The sequence below is a fragment of the sulfur-oxidizing endosymbiont of Gigantopelta aegis genome (assembly GCF_016097415.1).
Classification (GTDB): domain Bacteria; phylum Pseudomonadota; class Gammaproteobacteria; order GRL18; family GRL18; genus GRL18.
Map to the genome: position 1 here is coordinate 2,562,181 of NZ_JAEHGE010000001.1, position 17,591 is coordinate 2,579,771.

Sequence of the window (17,591 nt, forward strand, 5' to 3'; positions counted from 1 at the left end):
AATAGGGGCTATCTGCTTTCTATAAAAAATATTGTTATACTAATACTTATTATTACGTTAAACATGGAATGAAAATGCGATAAAAAAAAACTATAGCCACCAGCACTCTATTTCTGGTGCTATGCAGTTTGTTTTTACTGTTCAGCAATGCTTCTGCGGTAAATATGCAGTACCTTAAGTATAGTCCAGTTGCTTCATTTGAACCCGAAGATTTTGAAATGTTGCAAACAGTAGGTAGAAAAGCCCTTGATGAAAATAAAGATGGTGTGACCAGTGAATGGGCTAATACTGAGACTGGTAATTCAGGCTCTATTACGCCTTTAGATTCGTCAACAATTGATGAAATGCATTGCCGAAAAACCAAACTATTTAATAAGGCTAAAGACAAATCAGGTCAAGCTGTTTTTACATTTTGTAAAGTCGGTGATCGTTGGAAGGCTTTGAAGTAATTTAGGATGGATATGAAAAAAATTAAATTGATTTTCTTGCTGATGTTTTGCTTGTTAGCACTTCAGGTGCAAGCTCAAGATGTTTCTCTGGTGGTGAATATTTGGCCGCCCTATGTTGACTCGTCGCTACCGGATGATGGTCTGGCAATGAAAATTGTTAAAACGGCTTTTAAACGTGCTGGCTATACCCCGACCATAAGAATTGAAAAATGGGAAAAAGCCTTAGCGGGTTCAAAGTTAGGCGTTTATGATGTGGTGGGGGCTGTGTGGAAGCAGCAATTATCGGCGTCGTGAACAATGTAAGCACAGCAGCATCTAACAAAGACTCAAAATAATACTTTTCGCACTGTTCTTCCACCCAAACTAAAAAAGTGAAAAAAATTGAATTATTTTTGAACTTTTTCACGATCTATCGATCAGATCAGTATACTCACAATAAATTGAGAAACTGATATGCTCAAGCCACGACCACAATTGACAAAAAAGGCTGATTAAACCATTGGCCTCCTTAACTAAAACCAAAAAGCACTTGGGCTTTACCGCATTACGAATGGCTGTTACTTCTCATTTTCTGGCAATCAAAGACAATCGCCAACAAAACAAATGTGACTACAGCCAAACAGAGGCATTGATGAGTGCATTTGCCTGTATGTATTTTCAAGAGCCTTCCCTTGCACAGTTTCAGTTGCGAATGGAAGAAGAGCTTCATAAAAATAATTTACGAACCCTCTTTGGTGTTGAGAATATACCTCAAAACAGTCAACTGCGAAAGATACTTGATGCTGTGCCCAGTGAAGGGTTCGCCCCCATTTTTAAAGATTTGTTTGAACGTCTGAGACGGCACAAACATTTAGAAGATTATGCTATTTTTCCCAATATATTACTGTGCGTAATTGATGGCACCCAGTATCACAGTTCAAAAGACATTCATTGTGAACAATGCCTGCATAAAGAACATAAAAGCGGTGAAATCACTTACAGTCATGCCGTATTACAAGGTGCCATCATGCACCCAGATAAAAAACAAGTGTTACCAGTCATGCCTGAAGCCATCCAAAATAAAGATGGTACAGAGAAACAAGACTGTGAGATCAATGCCAGCAAACGCTTCATTGCTCAATTGAAAAAGACCACCCTCGCCAAGGCTTTGTTATCTGTGGTGATGGACTGATGTCACACCAACCGATGATTGAAACCATTAAAGATAATAAAATGCATTATCTTCTGGTGACCAAACCAGGTGATCATAAATATCTTTTCGAATGGCTCAATGACTTTACTGAATTGTCCTCATTTGAAACCATCGATGAGAAAGGTCGTACCCATCAGTATCGTTGGAAAAATGCAGTTCCATTACATGGTGAAGCTGATGCCGTCACCGTTAACTTCCTTGAGTATCATCTCATCAATTCAGAAGGAAAGATCACCTATCGTAATAGCTGGGTGACTGACTTTCAAGTCAGTGAGCACAATATTATCCAACTGGTTCAGGCTGGGCGTTGTAGATGGAAGATTGAGAATGAGTGTTTTAACACGCTGAAAAATCAGGGCTATTCTATAGAACATAATTATGGTCATGGTAAACAACATCTCAGCTATAACATGTACCTACTTACCTTGCTGGCCTTTTACTTTCATCAAATATTTGAGCTGACCGATGGGGCTTATCAGGCCTGTCGAACTAAAGCAGGTTCTAAGCGGTATTTGTGGGAAATGTTCAGAGGGACTATTCAGTTTCTTGTCATGGATTCATGGGAGGAAATGATGGATTTGTATTTAAATCCAGATGACTACGAGGTAACGAAAACGAAAAAATCTTAAACCCAACCGTTTGAAGGAATGCACTTGAGTGTGTAGCTCGACCCATGCCTGCCATTTAGTGGTGCAAACGTGAGCCACTCAAAGAAAGTGCCATAAATTTTTAAAAAGCATGAACTTGGCTAATTGATGAGGTTTAAGTGGGTTCACCGATTTTTGCTGGTGTGGAAGACGGATGCTCGACAAAAGAAGTTACTTTATAGTAATGCTTATCTGACCAATAATATTGTCTTAGTCGCACATGCCAATAGTCACATGAAATTTGATTCGCTAGCTGATTTGCAAGGGCTTTTAGTCGGCGTGTTAAAAGACTATGAGTATGATGAGAAATTCATGAAAAATCCACGCATTCTAAAGTTTCAGGCTAATCGTCTGACACAGAATTTAATTGCGGTGCAGCAGGGTAAATTGGATGTTGCTGTAGCAGACAAGCGTTTAGCGCTTTATGAGTTAAAACATTTTATGGGTAATAATCGTGCTGATTTTCAGTTTTTACCAAATCCTTTGAGTTCTCGTAAGCTATACATCGCTGCGCCTAAAGAAAATTCCGGTAGTAAGGCTTTGATCAGTAAGTTCAATAAAGGCCTGGCTGCTATTAAGAAGGATGGTACATATCAAAAGATCATTAATGGGTATACGTTTTAGAGGAATAGATCAAATAAGCCAATTTATTTTTACATTTGTAGGATGCGGTGAGGAACGAACCGCATCAAAGACGTAAATTTAAAGCCATTGATGCGGTTCGTTCCTCATCACATCCTACATCTGAAGTGTAAATCAAATTTTATCTGTGCCCGTTTTAGTATTGAATTTAAACCTAAAATAATCAGTTGAATCGTAGCGAGAGCGACTTAGGTGCTGAAGATTAAGGGTTTTACAGGTTATTTTGGCTTTATTCGTAGTCACCCTACGGGTGAAGTCAAAATGTTCTGAAAAATCCTTAAGATTCAGTGCATAAGGCGGTCGCAGTAGGTTCAACTGATTATTTTAGGTTAAAGCTAAAAACACTTTTTTAATGGCTAGCATTATTTCTTTTTAGCTATTAGCAATCTTATTCAATTTTTCCGCCTGAATAATCTGACCATTCAAAGCCGCATCCTTAGCCGAACGTCCAAAGGCAACCGACATCAACGTTGAATAATACACCACAGGAATATTAAACTTAGTGCCGAACTTCTCATTGATTTTATCCTGATACACTTCAGTATTCATCTGACACACAGGGCAGGGCGTGACAATCATGTCAGCGCCATTGTCCATAGCCGATTCCAGAATCGGCTTAATCAGATTAAAGCTTTTCTCTGGCTCAGAGAAGGCTAAAGCACCACCACAACAAGAGACTTTCTTCTCATAAGTGCGGATGGGCTCAGCGCCACAGGCTTCGACCATATTATTATCCAGATAAGCTGGATTTTCAAATGACTCACCATCAATACCAAAGGGGCGATTGGTCTGACAACCGACATAGCCGGCAATCTTAATGCCTTCGAGCGGCTTCTTCACCTTATCCGAAATGGCCTGCATACCGATATCTTCGACCAGTACTTCCACCATGTGACGGATGTTCTTATCGTTCTTCATTTCCAGACCGGCTTCTTTAAGGGCTAAGCCCGTGCCTTCTTTGATTTTAGTGCTCTGCGCAATGCGCTCAGAGGCTTCACGCGTGGCCAACCAACAGGCCGCACAGGTGGCAACAATATCCTGCTTAGGATGCTGCTTTTCTGACAGGGCAATGTTACGTGCGGATAAAGACACACGCGGTAGTTCACCACCCCCGGCATAACCGATAGAAGCGGCACAACAGTTCCAGTCTTCAATGGTGTTGAGCTTAATGTCCAGCTCTTCACACATGGAATTCACCGAAGTCAAATAGTTAGACGATGATGCCCCGGATTGCGAGGAGCAGCCCGGGTAAAATGAGTACTCTTTCTTTTCAGACATAATAATTCCTATCCTCTACTTACTATTGGCTTCAATGGCATCGTTTTCAATCTGTGCCGCTTTTTTCAACATGGCCTGAAATCCAGACTTGTCCTTCACTCCGTGACCACCCCAGGCTTCATTAATCGCCATGCGCTTAGTCTTTAACATGTTCAGACCGAGCTTCTGGTTCGCCATGGCGGTTTTCACGCCTTCACCAAAGCCATTCATGAAATACAAGCTTAGACCCAGCTTCAATTCATTAACCCGACCTTTCTTAGTGAGGTTATCCCAGAATAACTGGCCAAACTTAGCCGTCGGCTGTGTCTTAGGTTGCAAGTTCAAACGCTTGGCATAAGATGCTAAGCCGTGCATGATGTGGGTAATCGGTAACTCACGCGGACAACGGGCAATACAGTTGTAACAAGACGTACACATCCACACCGAATCACTGGCTAGGACTGCTTCACGCTTATTAGCCCGAATCATCATAAAGATTTTTTGTGGCGTATGCTCCCAATGATCGCCCATGGGGCAAGAACCCGCACAGACACCACATTGCATACACATTTGCACCATATCGCCTTCTTCGACGTTATCGATGACTTCTTTTAAGAAGTTGCCCTCGTACTTCGTGGCCAGGGCTTGATTTAAATCACTCATTGTTACTATCTCCTTGGGGAGTCGGGTGGCTGTTAGCGTTTAGGCTAACACCACCCGAATCCCTGGCTGTTTAGAACTTGAAGGGGCTCATGCCGATTTCATCAATGGTCTTGGCCATATCATTAATCAACTCAGGCACACGATGAATGTCCGTAATAGCGACTTCATGTACCACCACACGCTCGGCTTCCAGATTCAATGTCTGTAAAGTATCGGCAATCTTGCTCATGCGCATATGCGCCATTTCAGAGCCTTTGACGAAGTGACACTGATAATCATCACCTTTCTTACAACCCATCAAGACCACACCATCATAGCCACTATTGAGCGCATCGGTGATCCAAATGGTATTCACCGAGCCTAAACAACGTACTGGAATGACACGAACAAAGGCCGAGTATTCAAAACGGTTTTGCGCCGCCATATCCAAAGCAGGGTAGGCATCGTTTTCACAGGCCAATACTAATAAACGTGGCTTCTCATCAAACTCATCAGGAATATCACAGGCCTTAATTTGCTGGCCGACTGAATCAATGGAATAGTTCTCAAAGGAGATAACCCGTACTGGACAAGCACCCATACAGGTACCACAACGACGACAACGGGCTTCATTGTATTCAGGGAAACCCTTGTCATCAAAGCCGATGGCACCAAAGGGACATTCCATCATACAGCGTTTACACTGCGTACAGCCTTCCTTACGGAAGGTAGGGTAAGACAAATCACCGGCACGGGGTGCGCGGCCATGCCCTTACCGGCATTTTCAATGGACTGAATGGCTTTCATCGCCGCCCCAGTTGCATCTTCTTGTGCCTGTTGGGTGTCCATAGGACGTCGAGTAGGTCCTGCGGCATAAATGCCGGTACGACGGGTTTCATAAGGGAAACAAATGAAGTGTGAGTCGTTAAAGCCGGAGACTAATTGCGGTAAGTCAGAGCCTTGACGGTATTTCAGGTTCAGAATCGATTCCACTGGAATGGCAATTTCATCAAGCACTTCCTGAGGCACTTCTTTCTTTTCGGCTTCAAACTGAACCTTCAGAGCGCTGAGCTCATCTTCACGTTCGTTGTTACGACCGGAGTTAGGTATCATGCCTGTGGCTAAGACCACTAAGTCCGCATCAATGGTGTCATCTTCATCGAGGATTAAATCCTTGAGTGAGACTTTACCATCGGCAGCAACAGCCGAAACCGTGGCTTTGCGGAAGGTGACGCCTTTGTTCTGACCACTGCGATAGAAATCTTCACCGCCCGCACCTGGGGTACGCAAGTCGGTGAATAAAATCGTGGTTTGAATATCAATACTACTGCCTTGTGCGGCTTTTTCAGCATTGTCTTTCAAATACATGGCTTGCTTGATACTGGTATTACAACAGTGACCGGAGCAATAAGACAAATGCCCGGCTTTGTCACTGCGCTGACCGGCACATTGCACAAAGACTACGTTCTTGACTGCTTTGCCGTCTGATGGACGTTTAATCGCACCACCATCAGCCGCTTTGGCTAAGGCTTCCATTTCTAATTGGGTAATGACGTCAGGTGCATCGGCATAACTGAATTCAGTCAGCTTGTTAGCATCAAATTCAGTCTGACCACTGGCCTGAATGATAGAGCCGCAGGACAGGGTTTGGGTGCTGTCATTGCTGGTGTCGGTAATTTCGATATCAAAGCGACCGGGAGCACCGTCTGAACTGCTTAAAAATGAGTTCAGGTAAATCGTCACTTTGTCATCGTCTTCGAGCATTGTCGCTAGGGCATCAACACCGGTGTCTTCGGGATCAGCATAAGGCGCACGCGTCGGTGCACGCTTATACTGACCTGTCGTGCCGCCTAAGGCTGCACTCTTTTCAATGAGAGATACCTGATAACCGGCACGCGCCGCTTCAATGGCAGCCGTCATACCGGTAATACCACCACCGACCACTAATACGTGGCGGTTAGTGCCTTGCTCTTCAGAAGCTTTAGGGGGTGACATGAATTTGATTTCAGCACAGCCCATACGGACATAATCTTCGGCCATCTCTTGGGTGGTTTCTTGTGCTTCTTCTTCATCCGGGCGCACCCAGATAACACCTTCACGTAAGTTAACCCGTGACATCGGCACGCCAGAGAAATTAAAGGCATCGGTTTTAGCACGACGTGAACAGGCTGCAATCACCACACGATTGGTGTCACCTGAATCCAGATCGTCCTGAATCATTTTGACGCCTTCAGCGCCACAGAGGAAATCGTGAGTCTTGGCGACGGCGACACGGCCTTCGCGGGTGGCTATCATTTCCAGTTGGTCTGTGTTCAGGCGATTGCCTAGGTCACAGCCTTTGCATATATAGGCACCTGTTTTTACTTCATCAGCCATGATTACTTAGCTCCTACTTTCTGTTGGCTGACGGCTCCAACTTGATTAATCACTTGAATCGCACGCAAGGCGCTCGCCGTGGCACTTTGTACTGCACGGTTAACATCCAGGGCGTCGGAACTACAGCCAGCGGCGAACACGCCGCCGTTCTTTGCGTCCATTTCGATAAAGCCTTCTTCGTTCATGACGATTTCCACTGGGAAGTCGCTCTGATTGACGCTAGGCTCCATACCGGTAGCCAAGACGACCAGGTCGTATTCATTGGCATAGCGGTGATAACCTTCAGTGTCCACACCATTAAGGATAGGATTGTTATTATCGCCTTCGGTGACTAGGGCCACTTTGGATTTGATGAACTTCACGGTGCTATCATTTTGTACGTCACGGTAGAAGTCTTCAAAACGGTCAATGGCACGGATATCAATGTAGTAGATGTCCGAGGTGCCTTCGCTGAGGTTTTCACGTACATAGTGGGTTTGCTTCAATGAGGCCATACAGCAGATGCGTGAGCAATGCTTGAGGTAGTTACGGTCACGTGAACCGGCACATTGAATGAAGGCTATCTTCTTGGGCTCTGCGCCATCAGAAGGGCGTTGGATTTTACCGCCAGTAGGACCCATGAGGTCATTCATGCGTTCAAATTCAACATTGGTGATGACATTGGGGTAACGGTCATAGCCATAAGGTTGGATTTTGTTGGCATCATACGGACGCCAGCCAGTGGCCCAAATCACGGCACCGGCTTTAAGATCAATGGTTTCTTCGCTCATGTCCAAGTCAATGGCATTGGCTGGACAGGCGTCTTTGGCTTTGGTGGCATCTTCAGTACCGATGATGCGCGGGTCAAGGACATAGGTCTGAGGGTAGGCATTGTTATAGGCGAGATAAGCGCCTTTGCGTTGGTTCAGACCATAGTTGAATTCGTTGTCAAATTCTGCCTCGACGACTTCGCCACATTTGCCACAAGCAGTACAGTCATTGGTGACGTAGCGCGGCTTGAGGTTCACTTTGATGCTGTAGTCACCCTTGTCGCCACTGATGTCAGTGACTTCGGCCATGGTTAGAATGGTCAGATTCGGGTTGCTTTTAGCGCGACGCTGATTGATTTCCATGCCACAGGTGGGGTGACATAGTTTAGGGAAGTATTTATGCAATTGGGTGACACGACCGCCTATATAGGCGTTCTTCTCAACTAATATCACTTGCTTGCCTGCTTCAGCAGTTTCTAGGGCAGCACTGATACCGCTGATACCGCCACCGACGACCAAGATGGTCTCGTTGGTTGCTACAATATCCGACATCGAATTTCCTCCACGGAACGGATTGGTAAAAAAGAATTTCTGGAAATTCATCTGAAATCACTAAAACTTTTACTTGTTAAGTGCAAGAAAAAGGCGAACTTTAGTGGATGATTTTCCAGAAATTCCTTATACGTAATTTATTAATTTTTTATAGATGGCCTGATGAAATGCTTGTAATGAGCGTCATGCCATAAATAGACAGGAATGTTACCTTTTTTTTTCTTAATATTCTATGAAAATGAGAGAAAAATGACAGTTTTATGATGTATATCAGTAAGTGCTAATTGGCTTTTCGGGAGTAATGAGAAGCGTTATTATTTACAGGTGTTTTTGGCTGAAAATAGACCCTATTTGGGTGTGTTGATTTAAAGAATTCCCCTTTATATACAAGGTTTTTTAAAATAAAACTATCCCCACATATCGAGTATAATATGAGTATACGAAAAACTGCCGGAGCAATTATGGATTTATTATCTCAAGAAATTTTACCAGAAGAATATTTTATAACGGACGAACCCTATTATGAGCCGGTAGGGGAAGAAATTGAGATATTTGAATCAGCCTATAAAAATAAATTACCGGTTTTGCTTAAAGGGCCAACGGGCTGTGGTAAAACACGTTTTATGGAACACATGGCCTGGCGTTTAAAACGTCCACTGATCACTGTGTCATGTCATGATGATCTAACGGCCTCTGATCTAGTGGGGCGATATCTAATCACAGGCGGTGAAACCGTTTGGGTGGATGGTCCTCTGGCCAAGTCTGTACGCTCTGGTGCGATTTGCTACTTAGATGAAGTGGTTGAGGCGAGAAAAGATACTACGGTGGTGATTCATCCTTTGGCGGATGACAGAAGAGTCTTGCCCATGGAAAAACGCGGCGTGGTACTTGAGGCCAATGCTGAATTTTGTTTGGCCATGTCTTATAACCCTGGTTATCAGAGTGTATTAAAAGATCTCAAACAAAGTACTCGTCAGCGCTTTGTCGCCCTTGAATTTGATTATCCTGATAGTAAAACGGAACAAAAAATTCTCGAAAATGAGGCTAATATTGAGACTGAGCTGGCTAGAAGTCTGGTTAAGTTTGCTCACATGACCCGTAATTTAAAAGGCAGTGGCTTGGATGAAGGCGCTAGCACCCGATTATTGGTGCATGCGGCCTTGTTAATTAAGGATGGTATTAACCCTGTGACCGCTTGTCGAGGGGCGATTGCTCAGGCTTTGACCGATGATCCTGAAATGCTTTCAGCAATCAATGAACTCAGTGCATCTTTGTTTTAATTGTTTTATAAGATAAAGATGACTAATTTGAACACGAATGTGAAGAGATGAGTGTTGAAGAGATGAGCGTTAAAGAGACAAGTGTTAAAGAAACGAATGCCGAAGTAATGGAAGAGCGACTGGATAAATTCCTTGACCCGGTTTTATCATTTCGTCGCTCTGCTGCTGAACCTGCCAAACAAATTACGGCCCTAGAATATAGTGAGCAACAATTTGCTCTACACTGGATAGAAATCATTGCTTCTACGAATGCTGAAATGGCTTTTCAATATGCGGCTCATTTTTCCGATGCGGTGACATTTTTACAGCATGATTTGAATGCGGTTGAGACCTGGACTTTTGAGGCCATGTCGTTATTTGATGAAAGAGGCTTACAGCATTGTATTAAGGTATTGCATAATTCAGAAGCTTTTGCTGATAACTACTTTAAGAAACAGCATGGTATCGTTCTGGATGATATTAAAAAGCTTTTGGCTGCTTTTGTTTGTGGTTTAAATGGCCGGGCGTTGAAAATTGATTCTTTATCACAGAGCAATACAGTACAAGCTTACACTGATACAGAAAGTATTTTTTTGCCCGAAATGATCAGTGATTTCTCTTCTAAAGAGGAAAATTTCTTTTATTATAAATTATTAACAGTTTATCAATGGTCTCAAAACTGGTATGGCACCTGGCGTTATGATTTGAACGAACACTTTGACCGTTTTGATGATCCGCAAAAAGCACAACAACTTTTCCATTGTTTAGAAACTATTCGTTTATTACATTGCATTGCTGCCGAGTTACCGGGTTTTTTCCGTCAGGCAAACACTTTTTTAGCTGGTTTTAACTCGCTACAGGCACAAGAAAAGTGGCAAGCAGTATTTACTGTGTTATCAAGCTCTACGGCTAAAATTGATGATACATTAGCCATTTTAGAACAATATTATGGCCAATTGGATGCTGTTGAATTTTCTTTTCAGGGCGTTTTAGCGCCTAATACCGTGCAGCAAATCAAACAACGTCGTTTAAAAGAAGAGAAAACATTCTTTCGCAATGCCCTGGCACGAATTGCTGAGGAAAAACGGCAGTCCCAAACTGAAGATGAACAGACCCAGCTTGAACCCGCAGAGGAAAAAGCTGCGCCTGTTTTTGATTTACGTGCGAAGGATGAGAATGAGCATGAAGATGGCGCCAGCTTTGACTTGCTACTTGATGGACAGGTGATTGCACCGCCGGACGATGTACAAAGCCTGATGAGCAGCATTATTCAAGATATAGGTGAGATCCCTGAAGAATATCTCGTTGCCGCTGGGCCAGGAAAGTACGTGGTTGAGAATAATACGCAAAAAAAGAAATCTGATGATGTCTGGTCAGGTGTTTATCATGAGGAAGGGGCGTATTTTTATGATGAGTGGGATCATGTGCGCCAACATCATAAAAAGAATTGGTGTGTTGTGCGTGAGGTGAGAGTGACACCGGTTTATGATGACTTTGTGCAGCAAACACTGGCCAACAATATGGGGCTGGTCAAGTCCTTAAGGCGTAATTTTGAAGCACTCAAAGGGGAAGAAAAGCTCTTAAAACGTCAAACTAATGGCGATGATATTGATATAGATGCACTGGTGGAAAGTTATGCCGACCTCAGTATGGGCATGGAACTCAGTGATCGAGTCTTTACCCAAGTGCAGCGAGTGGATCGCAATATTGCTGTGATGTTTATGGTGGATATGAGTGGTTCGACCAAAGGCTGGATTAATCAGGCTGAAAGGGAAGCACTGGTTTTATTGTGTGAGTCACTGGAAATGCTGGGGGATCGGTATGCCATTTATGGTTTCTCTGGAACCACACGCAAACGCTGTGAAATCTATCATATCAAGCACTTAGATGAAGAATACAATGATAAGGTGAAGGCTAGAATCAGTGGTATCACAGCAAAAGATTATACCCGAATGGGTTTTGCTATACGTCATCTCAGTGCCTTATTAGAAGAAGTTGAAGCAAAGACCAAGCTTTTAATTAGCTTGTCTGATGGTAAACCGGAAGATTACGATGGTCAATATCGGGGCGAATACGGTATAGAGGATACTCGTCAGTCTTTATTTGAAGCGAGACAAAAGGGCATTCATCCATATTGTATTACCATTGATAAGGAAGCGGGGGATTATTTACCGCATATGTATGGCGCAGCTAATTATGTATTGATTGAAGACATTAATAAATTACCACTTAAGGTTTCAGATATATATCGTAAGCTAACGGGCTGATGCTGACTTAAATTATGGTAGCTAACTTATCTATTATGGAGCATTAAACTGAAAGTTGAGTTTTATTCCATTTTTTTTTCATATTTTTTATTTGGCTTGACATTCTTGACAGTGGGTTTCGGTTTATACTACTATCAAGAAATAGAGGAGAATTAATGATATATCTAGCCATGGAATGGAGTAGGTGTATTCTTGTTCAGAAATGTCATTGTTAAATTTTCAATAGATACATCACTAGAATATATTGATACATGGGGTGTGATATCAATCTTGTTTTTCGGTGCTATTGTAGTTTCAAGGGGGTTTCTACTTATCAAAGAATGAAAATTGCCTCAAGTTATCAGTTTTAACTCAATAATAATAATTAATATACGGTAATCCATAATGAAAACCCCAAGCTATAAACTTCTTGTTCCTGCTTTTTTTATTCTTTTTACATCCAATCTTTATGCTAAGACAGCGCTGGTTACTGAAAATCCAGCAACGGCTACTAAAAAAGTGGCAGAGGATGTGCCGGTCAAAAAAATTATCTGGACCGGTTGTGGTATTACCAAAAAGGCCTTTATGGCTGAAATTGCTAAAGCCTATGAAAAAAAATATGGCGTTACCATTGAACTCAAAGGCGGTGGTGCGACGAATGGAATAAGGAAAACCAAAGCGGGTGAATCGCATTTGGGCGGTACCTGTCGTTTGCCCTTACACAATCGTGCCGAAGAAAGTCAATTACTCAAACTAATACTTGTTGCCTGGGATGCATTGGTAGTCATTGTCCATAAAGATGCACCGATTGATGATATAAAACAGCAGGAATTAATTGATGTTTTAGAAGGTAAAATTGCCTATTGGAACGAATTGTCAGGCTGGAAGGGCAAGTCGGATGATATGGTTAAAATTGATATATTTACTCGTGGTTCAAAAATATCCGGAGTGGGCTATACACTGCGTAAGATACTATTTAATGATACCGATAAAGTCTTTAGCTCTACCAAGGAATTTCCTTCTTCAGGGCCATTAGAAAAAGGCATAGAAAAAAATATTAATTCCTTTGGGGTGACGGGAATTTCAAGTGCTAGAAAAAGAAATGTTAAAGTCCTTAACCTGAATGGTATTAAGCCTGATTATGAAACGATTAAAACAGGTAATTATGTGATGTATCGCCCCTTATATTTAACTTACTCATCTATTTATCGCTTGCCTAAAAATGAAAAAAAAGAGGTCAGACGTTTTCTAGAGTTTATTAAAAGTGATGAGGCAGCGAAAATTATCAAAGCAAATGGCGTTGTTCCTTTTAAAGACGGTTTCCATTTGGTTAGAAAGCGTAAAGATATATTTGGTAATTAGGCTTTGGCTGTATTTCTCTCTAATTCCCATCTCGGTAAAATCGCTTTATTAGCTTATTGAAATTACCCCATTATTTTTTCAATAAGCTCCATTTCTTTTTTTCAAACATGATCTATACTTGTTTTTATAAGCTTTGTTTAGCATTTACATAAAAATAGGTTTTATTATGTCAATTAGCAAAAAAATCCACATTCCACTTATTTCAGTCCTTATTATCGGTTTGATTATCATTTTTTATGTATCGGTTGGTGGCCTAAATAAAATTGAAGAGGATATTTATAATAAAGAAGAATCGCGCTTACTGAATTTTTATGACAGTAAATATCAGTCAAAAATGGATGTTGCGATCTCTAATGCCATCAATATTGCTCAAAACTACTATGTCATCTCATCACTCAAAGAAAATAATCGTCAAATAGCGATTGATGGCCTAGCAAGCATTATTTCTGATTTCAAAAACAATACTAAATTTAAAAACATAAAAATTCATATTCATGACCAGAATGTCCATAGTTTTGTGCGTTTATGGAAACCGAAAAAATTTGGTGATGATCTTAATGGTTTTAGAAATACCATTGTTGAAGTGAAAAAAACCAAAAAGCCTTTAGCTGCGATAGAAATTGGACGTGCTGGATTAGTGCTTCGTGGTCTGTCGCCAATCATAGCTGAAGGGCAATACCTTGGTAGTGTCGAATTCATGCAAGGACTCAACTCAATTATTCGAGATGGAAAAAAGACTGGCATTAATATCATTATTGCCATGAAAAAGCAGTACTTAAGTGTTGCAACCAAGTTAGAAAAAATGCCCCTCGTTAATAATGACTACGTACTGGCATCAAGAAAAGATGAATTGAACCAAGATTTTTTTAATGAGTTAAAGGATGCTGATATTACTCGTACGGGTCTAACCGATAACTATTATTTCACCAGTACTGCAATTAAAGATTTCAAGGGTAACATTGTTGCCTATGCGATTGTAGGAAAAAATATCGCTCAGGTGAATGAAATTATTTCAGAAGCAAAATCTACTTTATTCAATCAAGTGATTCTTATGGTGTTGTTGGATATCTTTATTTTAATCTTTTTGATTTTTATTATTAACAAAACGGTTGTCACACCCATTAAGCAATTGGAAAGCATTGCCAAGGATCTGTCTGAGGGTGATGGCGATCTCAGTAAGCGTTTACACATAGAGACCGAAGATGAAATATCAGATGTGGCTATTTATTTTAATAAATTTATTGAGACTGTACAGACGATAGTCAAAGAAGTTCAGGAGGGTAGTCGTAATACGCAAATGACAATCAATGAGCTCAATTCTACTTCTCAGACCATTGGTAAGGATTCGGTGCAAACTAACCAACATTTACATTCCAGCAGCCAGGAAATGAGCGAAGTAACGTTGATGACTGAGCGTTTTTCTGAAGGGATTAATGGCACATTAACACAAATCAGAGAATCAAATCAGTTGATGGGGCGGGCTAATGACTCGATGCAAAAGCTGAAAATAAAAATACAGGAAAATGTAGATGCTGAATCACAGGTTAGTGCTAAATTAAATGATTTGGCCAATGATATTGAAAAGGTCAATGGGGTGTTAGATGTTATAAAATCAGTGGCAGAACAGACTAATCTATTGGCTTTAAATGCTGCGATTGAAGCGGCGCGATCCGGTGAACAAGGTCGTGGATTTGCCGTGGTTGCTGATGAAGTGCGTAGTCTTGCCGTGAGAACACAGGAGTCATTAGATGAGATTAATACCACAGTAACGGATGTCATTAGCCAGATACATGGCATTAATACTGAAATGAAGACAGGGGTAGAAAATCTGTCTAAATTAATTGAAACGTCTAATGCGGTGACCGATCAAATTACCAGTAATTCCCAAACACTGGACAATTCGACTCAATCCTTTGAAGAAAATATGGGCACGATTAATCAAGTAATGAGCAAAATTAATACCGTAAATGGCTATATTAATTCCAGTGAAAGCCTGAGTAATAATAATGTGGAATTGATTAATACAATGGTTAAACGTCTTGATACTACTTCCGAAGAAGTAAGCACCTTGAGCAAAATAATTAATCGATTTAAAGTCGTTTGAGATATTTTATTTATATAGATGTAGGATGTGGTGAGGAACGAACCGCATCAAAGGTACTTATTTAAACCTAAAAAAGTCATTGATGCGGTTCGTTGCGCTCTTCGTATTACAAATTTAAGCCAACTCACCTGGATAATCAGCAATACCTGGATTTTTACTTACACCAATCAGTTTAGGATGGTTGATTTTAGGTAAACGCAATATTTTGTCTTTGCTGCGTTGAGTTAAGATGTAGTCATGCACGATATCCCACATGAGGCGACCATCAGGCGCTCGATTTACAGAAGCCCAGCCCGCTACTTTATAGGTGGTATTAGGCTCAATTAAATGACCATTATCAAGACGTGCATCGGTGATACGTTCATAAATAGGCTTAGTAGGGTCTATAGTATAATCCAAACCACCAACACGAACCATATCGCCACCAGACTGTAAATAGGGATCCGGATCAAATAGGTTATCTGCAACGCCTTCCAGAACATTCAGTAAATCATGGCCACTCATTTCGCTAACATAGGTTTCACCATAAGTGATTGCACATTGTGTCATCACGTCTTCCATGGTGATCCAATCGCCTTTTAAAGTAGTTGTACCCCAGCGAACACCCGCTGACATAGCAACATCGGCTTTATATTCATGTCTTAAGGCATTACACAGGACCTGATCCCAAGTGCCCATGAAGTTACCACGACGGTATAGTAATCTATCAGTAATGGCTAATTTTTCACTGAGAATTTCTTCAAAGGTCTTACCTACACGAGATTTGTTATAGGAGAATTTTTTAGTACGGCTTTCAACAATTTTGTCTGAGTACTTGGTTTGACGCATTTGCTTAATGTATGCATCCATTTCTTTGTCAGCGGGTAACCAGTCAGTAATGATTGGCAGCATTTTATAACTTAAAGATTTGAGTTTGCCATCTTGAACATCAAAATCCATTACGCCAATATATTTACCATTCGAGCCGGCATTCGTTACCAAGCACGTACCACCTTCAACATTTTTAACTTCTATTGGCTTTGGCATGCCGTCATGAGTATGACCGCCAAATACAGCATTTAGCCCGGGTACATTTTCAGCCATTTTGATATCGACATCCATACCATTATGTGACAATAGCACAATGGCATCAGGTTTTTCGTTTTTACGTATTTCTTTAACGAGGTCAATCATGTCATCTTCACGTAAACCAAATGACCAATCAGGGAAAAATTCTTGAGGATTCGCATTGCCTGTACGTGGGAATGCCTGACCGACAATGCAAATACGAGCGCCGTTAATTTCTTTAATGACATAAGGGCGAAAAGCATAGCCTACATCTTCATCATATAAACCACTACCATCAAAACGCTCAACCATGGCAGGATATTCATCACCCATGATAGCTTCTTCTTTAACGCGCACATTCTGGCCGATAAAATCACCTTTGAATAAGGCAACATTACTGAGCACTTCTTCTTCTTTGTAGGTGAATTCCCAGTGACCAACCATTACATCGACGCCAAGAATATTGGATGCTTCAACCATATCGACACCACGAGTCCATAATGCGGTACCGGAACCTTGCCATAAATCACCACCATCCAGAGTTAATGTGTTTTTCTGGCCACCCGCTTGTTGACGCAGACGGTCTAAAAGTGTCTTAATGTGAGCATAACCACCAGTACGGCCGTATATCTTGGCAACATTTTCAAAGTTCAAGTAAGTGTAAGCATAGGCTTCAGGTGAATTTTGTTTTAGCCCCATGCGTTTGAGTAACTTTTTACCAACGACATGCGGTGGGCGACCATAAGCATCACCAACACCCAGATTAACATTAGGTTCACGGAAATAGACAGGGTTCAGCTGACCGTGTACATCGGTAATATGTAAAATACGCGCATTACCTTTCATAGGTACGCTGTAAAAATCTTCAGGTTTAACGTCTTTGGATTTGCTCATGGCATGGGCTGGAATTAGAGCGGGCACGGTTGTTGCCGTACCAGCAACGCCCATGATTTTTACAAAATTACGTCTGGAAACTGTCATTGTATATTCTCTGTATTATTTCTATTTTAAGAACGGAATTGATTCATTTTTAATGAGGCCTTATTATCTAATATATTGAGCAAAAA

General features: G+C 41.4%; 13 protein-coding genes and 2 pseudogenes. 9 read left to right on the forward strand and 6 right to left on the reverse strand.

Going from position 1 to position 17,591, the window contains the following annotated elements; all coding sequences use genetic code 11:
• The first annotated feature begins 128 nt into the window (after window positions 1-128).
• The 5 genes from JEU79_RS12905 (at window position 129) to JEU79_RS12925 (ending at window position 2,912) form a co-directional block, all read left to right on the forward strand.
• A complete protein-coding gene (locus tag JEU79_RS12905; RefSeq protein WP_198264434.1) occupies window positions 129-449 on the forward strand; it encodes a hypothetical protein in 321 nt (106 codons plus the stop codon).
• A 12-nt stretch (window positions 450-461) separates the two neighbouring features.
• Window positions 462-743, forward strand: coding sequence for a hypothetical protein (locus JEU79_RS12910; protein WP_198264435.1), 282 nt, complete (start codon window positions 462-464; stop codon window positions 741-743).
• 205 nt (window positions 744-948) lie between these two features.
• On the forward strand, window positions 949-1,620 hold the full coding sequence (locus JEU79_RS12915) for a hypothetical protein (protein WP_198264436.1): 672 nt from the start codon (window positions 949-951) through the stop codon (window positions 1,618-1,620).
• A complete protein-coding gene (locus JEU79_RS12920) occupies window positions 1,620-2,270 on the forward strand; it encodes a hypothetical protein (RefSeq protein WP_198264437.1) in 651 nt (216 codons plus the stop codon). The genes JEU79_RS12915 and JEU79_RS12920 overlap by 1 nt, the downstream gene beginning before the upstream one ends.
• 159 nt (window positions 2,271-2,429) lie before the next feature.
• Window positions 2,430-2,912, forward strand: a complete 483-nt coding sequence (locus JEU79_RS12925; RefSeq protein WP_246540580.1) for a substrate-binding periplasmic protein — start codon at window positions 2,430-2,432, stop codon at window positions 2,910-2,912.
• Between the two features lie 390 nt (window positions 2,913-3,302).
• Here JEU79_RS12925 and JEU79_RS12930 read toward each other — a convergent pair whose 3' ends face one another.
• From JEU79_RS12930 to JEU79_RS12945, 4 genes and pseudogenes are all read right to left on the reverse strand, one after another.
• On the reverse strand, window positions 3,303-4,208 hold the full coding sequence (locus tag JEU79_RS12930) for a CoB--CoM heterodisulfide reductase iron-sulfur subunit B family protein (RefSeq protein WP_198264439.1): 906 nt from the start codon (window positions 4,206-4,208) through the stop codon (window positions 3,303-3,305).
• A gap of 15 nt (window positions 4,209-4,223) precedes the next feature.
• Window positions 4,224-4,850, reverse strand: a complete 627-nt coding sequence (locus JEU79_RS12935; RefSeq protein WP_198264371.1) for a 4Fe-4S dicluster domain-containing protein — start codon at window positions 4,848-4,850, stop codon at window positions 4,224-4,226.
• Between the two features lie 70 nt (window positions 4,851-4,920).
• Window positions 4,921-7,205, reverse strand: a pseudogene (locus tag JEU79_RS12940) (FAD-dependent oxidoreductase).
• Window positions 7,206-7,207: 2 nt separating this feature from the next.
• Window positions 7,208-8,506, reverse strand: coding sequence for a CoB--CoM heterodisulfide reductase iron-sulfur subunit A family protein (locus JEU79_RS12945; RefSeq protein WP_198264440.1), 1,299 nt, complete (start codon window positions 8,504-8,506; stop codon window positions 7,208-7,210).
• A 461-nt stretch (window positions 8,507-8,967) separates the two neighbouring features.
• Between JEU79_RS12945 and JEU79_RS12950 the strand changes: the two genes are divergently transcribed.
• The 4 genes from JEU79_RS12950 to JEU79_RS12965 all read left to right on the forward strand — a co-directional run bounded on the left by JEU79_RS12950 (window position 8,968) and on the right by JEU79_RS12965 (window position 15,477).
• The gene (locus JEU79_RS12950) at window positions 8,968-9,786 is read left to right on the forward strand and encodes a CbbQ/NirQ/NorQ/GpvN family protein (RefSeq protein WP_198265998.1); all 819 of its coding nucleotides are present in this window, start codon (window positions 8,968-8,970) and stop codon (window positions 9,784-9,786) included.
• A 47-nt stretch (window positions 9,787-9,833) separates the two neighbouring features.
• A complete protein-coding gene (locus tag JEU79_RS12955; protein ID WP_246540268.1) occupies window positions 9,834-12,032 on the forward strand; it encodes a nitric oxide reductase activation protein NorD in 2,199 nt (732 codons plus the stop codon).
• A gap of 384 nt (window positions 12,033-12,416) precedes the next feature.
• Complete coding sequence (locus JEU79_RS12960) at window positions 12,417-13,373, forward strand: substrate-binding domain-containing protein (RefSeq protein ID WP_198264441.1); 957 nt, start codon at window positions 12,417-12,419, stop codon at window positions 13,371-13,373.
• A 166-nt stretch (window positions 13,374-13,539) separates the two neighbouring features.
• Entirely contained in the window at window positions 13,540-15,477 is a 1,938-nt protein-coding gene (locus JEU79_RS12965; RefSeq protein WP_198264442.1) for a methyl-accepting chemotaxis protein, read from the forward strand.
• Window positions 15,478-15,591: 114 nt separating this feature from the next.
• Here the strand turns inward: JEU79_RS12965 and JEU79_RS29095 are convergent, their stop codons facing one another.
• Window positions 15,592-16,503, reverse strand: a complete 912-nt coding sequence (locus JEU79_RS29095) for a 5'-nucleotidase C-terminal domain-containing protein (protein WP_484637464.1) — start codon at window positions 16,501-16,503, stop codon at window positions 15,592-15,594.
• A gap of 15 nt (window positions 16,504-16,518) precedes the next feature.
• Window positions 16,519-17,505: pseudogene (locus JEU79_RS29100) on the reverse strand (thiosulfohydrolase SoxB family protein); the annotation flags it as partial.
• Window positions 17,506-17,591: the final 86 nt, after the last annotated feature.

What these genes read in the sequence shown, in the direction of transcription:
- JEU79_RS12960 (WP_198264441.1), top strand. Translation starts at nt 12,417, where the DNA reads ATGAAAACCCCAAGCTATAAACTTCTTGTTCCTGCTTTTTTTATTCTT.
- JEU79_RS12950 (WP_198265998.1), top strand. Translation starts at nt 8,968, where the DNA reads ATGGATTTATTATCTCAAGAAATTTTACCAGAAGAATATTTTATAACG.
- JEU79_RS12955 (WP_246540268.1), top strand. Translation starts at nt 9,834, where the DNA reads ATGAGTGTTGAAGAGATGAGCGTTAAAGAGACAAGTGTTAAAGAAACG.
- JEU79_RS12910 (WP_198264435.1), top strand. Translation starts at nt 462, where the DNA reads ATGAAAAAAATTAAATTGATTTTCTTGCTGATGTTTTGCTTGTTAGCA.
- JEU79_RS12965 (WP_198264442.1), top strand. Translation starts at nt 13,540, where the DNA reads ATGTCAATTAGCAAAAAAATCCACATTCCACTTATTTCAGTCCTTATT.
- JEU79_RS29095 (WP_484637464.1), bottom strand. Translation starts at nt 16,503, where the DNA reads ATGCCAAAGCCAATAGAAGTTAAAAATGTTGAAGGTGGTACGTGCTTG.
- JEU79_RS12920 (WP_198264437.1), top strand. Translation starts at nt 1,620, where the DNA reads ATGTCACACCAACCGATGATTGAAACCATTAAAGATAATAAAATGCAT.
- JEU79_RS12930 (WP_198264439.1), bottom strand. Translation starts at nt 4,208, where the DNA reads ATGTCTGAAAAGAAAGAGTACTCATTTTACCCGGGCTGCTCCTCGCAA.
- JEU79_RS12935 (WP_198264371.1), bottom strand. Translation starts at nt 4,850, where the DNA reads ATGAGTGATTTAAATCAAGCCCTGGCCACGAAGTACGAGGGCAACTTC.
- JEU79_RS12945 (WP_198264440.1), bottom strand. Translation starts at nt 8,506, where the DNA reads ATGTCGGATATTGTAGCAACCAACGAGACCATCTTGGTCGTCGGTGGC.